The sequence below is a fragment of the Peribacillus sp. P4_C12 genome (assembly GCF_056402095.1).
On sequence record NZ_JBFUIB010000290.1, the window covers coordinates 1 to 4,691 of the forward strand.

Annotated in this window: 4 protein-coding genes and 1 pseudogene; 1 reads left to right on the forward strand and 4 read right to left on the reverse strand. The window is 37.4% G+C overall.

Annotated features, from left to right (window positions below):
- Positions 1-3: 3 nt before the first annotated feature.
- Positions 4-169, reverse strand: a pseudogene (locus AC1DUW_RS21265) (IS1595 family transposase); the annotation flags it as partial.
- A 489-nt stretch (positions 170-658) separates the two neighbouring features.
- Between AC1DUW_RS21265 and AC1DUW_RS21270 the strand changes: the two are divergent.
- Entirely contained in the window at positions 659-1,312 is a 654-nt protein-coding gene (locus tag AC1DUW_RS21270; protein ID WP_053345545.1) for a hypothetical protein, read from the forward strand.
- A gap of 150 nt (positions 1,313-1,462) precedes the next feature.
- Here the strand turns inward: AC1DUW_RS21270 and AC1DUW_RS21275 are convergent, their stop codons facing one another.
- The 3 genes from AC1DUW_RS21275 to AC1DUW_RS21285 all read right to left on the reverse strand — a co-directional run.
- The gene (locus AC1DUW_RS21275; RefSeq protein WP_083450708.1) at positions 1,463-3,085 is read right to left on the reverse strand and encodes a long-chain-fatty-acid--CoA ligase; all 1,623 of its coding nucleotides are present in this window, start codon (positions 3,083-3,085) and stop codon (positions 1,463-1,465) included.
- Between the two features lie 148 nt (positions 3,086-3,233).
- Complete coding sequence (locus AC1DUW_RS21280) at positions 3,234-3,638, reverse strand: PaaI family thioesterase (RefSeq protein ID WP_053345543.1); 405 nt, start codon at positions 3,636-3,638, stop codon at positions 3,234-3,236.
- Between the two features lie 82 nt (positions 3,639-3,720).
- A partial coding sequence (locus AC1DUW_RS21285) for a thiolase family protein (protein ID WP_477643388.1) occupies positions 3,721-4,691 on the reverse strand: 971 nt, incomplete at its 5' end.

Below are 4,691 nucleotides of genomic sequence, written 5' to 3' on the forward strand. Positions count from 1 at the left end.
CTTCTAATATTGATACCTACTTAAAGAGTAATAAGTTTCATATTGGAAATAAATAACTTTGCAACATCATTTTACTTATAGAAGCATTATCACTTCTATGTTTCATATTATCGAGGAATTGAAACCAACTCAAATAATGGTCAAGGCTTTTTGTTGCCACACCATTAAATCATTGTATTTAGCTAATCGGATGTGATAATTATTGGATAATTATTACATTATGAATTTGATAAATCCCCTTAATTTGTTATTTACCATCTGAGGTTTACGCCATTTAATGGTCTTTTGTTCGATTTCTTTTAGCAAATAGAATAGTCAATATAATAAATAAACTAATAATAAAAACAAGTCTTAAAAAGTCAAATACCTCTAACTCTCCCATATCCAAATTTTAACACATAATATAAACTCATATTRAACTAACCTGTCACTTTCAGGTGCTTCATCCCACCATTGGCGAAAAAATGATATATTATAGTTTGTTACATCAATGGTTTAAGACAAGGAGGGATGAGATATCCATAAAAGATGGGTCATATCAACAATTGCAGGATTTATACTTATTTTAGTAAGTGTATTAACCTTCTATTATTTCGACAACCAAAATAAATCGGAAAAACAGAAAAATATAGAAGCTAAGGAAGTCAATATTCCTGAGGTGCAGGAATATGGTGGGAGCCATCTCGATAAAGTTGGCGATAAGGTCCATCAAAAAAATTGGGGAACTTTCACTTTACTAGAGTCAAAGTCAATAAATGAGTCGTTTGAATTAGCACCTATGGTCATCACAATCAAGGATATCCGCATGATTCAATTATCTTCCCTCGAAGAAGAGGCAAAGGAAGAGCTCAAGTCCTATACGGGATTAAGTTTTGAAGAAGCTTATTCAATTTACTATAAAGAAAATTTAAGCATGGAGGAAATCGAACAACAGGCTGCGTGGTCTAAAACGGATATAGGCGAAGAGGTTTCTTATCTTGAAATAACGTATTCTGTGAAAAATAAAGACTCCAAAGAGCTCCAATTTTTCAGCATGGAAAATGTTACATTTAATAATGAACTTACATATAATGTGCCGTTAAAAAATTTCATCCACTCCGGGGATACTTTAATTGGAACAAAAAAAGTCAGTCGCTCAGATTACCAACCAGGGGAAACAAGAAAAGGCATTATTAGTTTATTAATTGATTCAGAAGAAAACATTGATGAGCTCACTTCCTTTTCATTTACTACAGATGATATAGCAGATGGTGTTTCTCATGAATTATTAGTTAAGGGGACTTCGTTTACGATTTCTCTAAAAGGAAAATAGATTGGTAGTTATTAAAAAACGATAGAAAACCCTAAATAAGGTTAACCTTTTTAAAGTTCCCCTTATTTAGGGTTCTTTCTTGATGTTTATATGAATAGTAAGCTCTGAATCACTTATTACAGTCCCAAAGTTTTTTAATAACAAGTACGCTTACCTTTCACCTTTAGTTATTGTAGTTTGCTTCTCCATTTCTTCTTCCAATAATATTCGCCGCAATATTTTCCCTACGGTAGATTTCGGCAATTGTTCCCTGAACTCAAATCTACGTGGTACCTTATATCTGGCCAAACGTTTATAGCAGAAATCCATGATTTCCTGCGCCGTTACACACACCCCTTTCTTTAGGACAATAGCGGCTTTGACTGTTTCCCCTCGATATTTATCTGGTATTCCAAAAACACATGCTTCCTCTACGCTCGGGTGCTGATAGATGATATCTTCCACTTCAATTGGGTAAATATTGTAGCCGCTAGCAATAATCATATCCTTCTTTCTGCCTACAATATAGAAATATCCTTCTTCATCCATCCTCGCGATGTCCCCAGTATATAACCAACCGTCCCGCAAAGCCGTTGCAGTTTCCTCAAGATTTTTCCAATAACCCTTCGTCACCTGCGGGCCTTTAATGATCAGTTCACCAGCCTGACCAGTTGGCAATTCATTTATCCCTGTTTCGATATCCACAATTTTAGCATCGGTATTAGGATACGGGATTCCAATACTTCCTGGCTTTCTTTGACCTATCACAGGATTCCGATGAGTGGTAGGTGAAGTTTCCGACATACCGAATCCTTCAGATATCGAAATACCCAATTTTTCTTCAAATTGATTAATGACTTCTATCGGGAGAGGGGCTGAACCGCAGCTACAGTATTTAAAGCAACTTAAATCGTCAGCAGTCAAATCTGGATGATTTAGTAAAGCGATATACATAGTCGGAACGCCTGGGAAAATGGTTGGCCGGTGTTTCCTAATTAAATCTACCACCTTGTTTAATTCAAACTTTTCTAAAGTGATATAAGTCGATCCAGCATAAACTGAACTATTCAAACGGCCATTACCAAAAACATGAAATAATGGTGTCAATCCAAGCATACGCTCACCAGGGATTTTGAGTTGAAGGGCATTTGCCGTAAATGTAAAGTCTTGATGGACATTGGAGATTAAGTTAAAATGTGTGAGCATGACCCCTTTAGACTTCCCTGTTGTTCCTCCAGTATATTGAAGAACAGCTAGATCTTCTTTAGGATTAATATCCATTTCAGGAAGATCCTTATTTCCTGTCACACTCCAAGAATAAAGGCTGTTTTCCAACATATTATTAGCTGAAATAATCGTAAACTCGTCAGTCAAACCGATTTGCTTTAACTTTTTCTTTTGTTTATCATGCCCAATAAACCATGTGGCTTCGGAATCCCGTAAAATATAGTCTAATTCATTTGGCTGATACAAGGGATTTACCTGAACAACCACACCACCCAAACGATGAATTGCATAATAGGCGATAATATATTCTAGACAATTTGGTAGCATGAGTGCTATACGATTGTTCTTTTGAAACCCCCTATTGTATAAATCCGCAGCAAAACGATCTGATGCATTCTTCAATTCCAAATAAGTTAGTTCCTTCTCACCATCAATAACTGCTTTATTAGTAGGGTATAGTTGAGCCGAATGTTCTAATAAATCGTATAATGACAATAATGGGATCTCAATTTCTAAAGGAGTCTCTTTCGGATAAAATTCATGCCAAGTTCTAATCAATTCCCTCACTCCTATTACTTTTTCTACAAATAAAAGTGGAACTCTGCAAATTATGTAAGAACCAATCCTTTCTTTGGCTCTTCTTTATTAAACCTTTATTAGTGATTCTTGACTATCACTTTAACCTGAATTTCATTGACAATCGGACATACCATTTTCATTTATCACGAATTAGTTTAAATATCCCAGTGCCTTTTGCAATAATATTACCTTTGGAATCTTTAATTTCTCCCTCTGTAAAGGCAATTTTGTACCCTTGTTGAAGGACTTTTGCTTCCGCAAATAATTCTCCTGATGACATACTGGCTAGATAATGGACAGTTAAGCTTGTCGTCACAACTTTAGATTTAGTCACAGTACGAGTCACCATTCCAAGAATAGTATCCAGCATGGTAGCATGAATGCCTCCGTGCAGTGTTCCATTTACATTGAGTAAATGTTCTTCGATATTAAGCTTTAAAAGAACATTCCCTTCTTCAAATCGAACGATTTCAAACCCTATATGTGAAAAGAATGAACTACTTTCGAATAGGTTGCGAATATCCTCCACTTTAACAGGCAAAATGTCACTTCTCCTCTCTAGTTCCCTTGTTATTACATCCTTCTACCTTATGTACCGAAAGGAGAAGAAACATAATGAGTTTCTACTCCTTTAATGGCCATTTAAATCGTTCGATCAAAATGGCCATTCCTTGGCCGCCGCCTACACAAAGGGTAGCAATTCCATATCTTTCTTGCCTGCGTATCATTTCATGTATTAATGTTGTCACGATACGGGCACCCGTTGATCCAACTGGATGTCCGAGTGCTATAGCGCCTCCATTAACATTGACCTTGTTTTCATCAAGGCCTAGCTCCCGAATCACTGCCAATGCCTGTGAGGCAAACGCTTCATTTAATTCGAAAAGGCCAATTTCTTCTACTTTTTTCCCGGTGCGTTCCAATAGTTTCCTAACGGCTGGCACCGGACCGATTCCCATCACTTCAGGAGAAACCCCCGCAGTCGCCCAGTCTATAATCTTTGCAATTGGTTTTAATTGTAACCGTGTAGCCTCACTCGCCTTCATTAATACCAATGCCGAAGCTCCGTCATTTCGACCACATGCATTTCCAGCGGTAACCGTTCCATTTTCTTTGAATGCCGGCTTTAAGTTTGCAAGCTTTTCACTAGTGGTGTCAGGGCGAGGATATTCATCTTTTTCAATTGTAATCGTACTCTTCCTATCAATAACCTGGACAGGAACTATCTCATCCTTAAACTTTCCTTCATCCATCGCTTTAGCCGCTCTTCGTTGGCTTCCAACAGAAAAAGCATCTTGTTCTTCCCTAGAGACCTTGTATCGTATTGCGACATTTTCAGCTGTGATCCCCATTCCTAAGTTTTCCCCGTAAATTTCTTGAGGTTGCTGTCCAGCTTCAGTATTTGAATCTACAAGTTTAGTCCGGTCTCCACCAAAACGAGCACTTCTTAAATAAATTGGTGAACGGCTCATATTTTCCGTGCCGCCTGCAACGACTATATTAGCTTGACCAGAGCCTATTTGCTGTGCAGCTGAAGTGATGGCCTGCATTCCTGATGCACATAATCGATTCACTGTAAAAGCGGGTGCAGAAT